Genomic DNA, 642 nt, shown 5'->3' on the forward strand with positions numbered 1-642 from the left:
TCACAAGGGGCTGTGACCGTCTGGTCAAGTATCTGATTCAAGTTGGTCACCGAGGTTTCGGCAACGTTGCCTTCGAACTCATCCGCCGTCGCGTTGACCATCCGGCCGAGTTGCTTGGGCAGGCGCGAGACATTGGCGCGAAGCGTGGCTATCTGCAGCTGCAGGTTCGAATTGACGCGTTCCGTCTGCGAAGGAACTTCGGCCGCCAGTTGCAGGCTCTGATAGATATCGCTGAAGTTTTGGGTCAGAGCATCGATCGGGCGATGTCCGGCAGGGCCGTTCACCAGGGCCTGGAATGGTCTGAATTGCGCTTCGATGTTTGCTCCTGGACTGAAGTTCCGTGCGTCGGCGGCCCCGGTGCCGGCGCGGCTTTGCGATTTGCCGCTGGCGATTGTTATGCCGATGCGGGCCAGGCCCTTGGCCAGATCCGCGGGGTTGCGCGGCGGGTTCTGGGCCGTGCCTTCGATCTCGGTGCCGGGATCGGGGCCGTCACCTGAGTCCCGCGTCAGAGCTGTTTCATCGGCGATTGCCGCAAAGAGCTGATTCATCGGTGAGCTTGGGGAGGCAGCGGCCGAAAGCGCGATGTAGTGCGGCTTGTCCGTCAGCATCGCCTTGAATTTCAACTGGCCGAGAACGCCGTTC

The 642-nt window shown here is 61.5% G+C and carries 1 pseudogene; it reads right to left on the reverse strand.

Annotated features, from left to right (window positions below):
• Positions 1 to 642 (reverse strand): annotated as a pseudogene (locus tag EN914_RS37520) (type VI secretion system membrane subunit TssM); the annotation flags it as partial.

The sequence above is a fragment of the Mesorhizobium sp. M7A.F.Ca.CA.001.08.2.1 genome, assembly GCF_003998455.1.
GTDB lineage: Bacteria > Pseudomonadota > Alphaproteobacteria > Rhizobiales > Rhizobiaceae > Mesorhizobium > Mesorhizobium ciceri.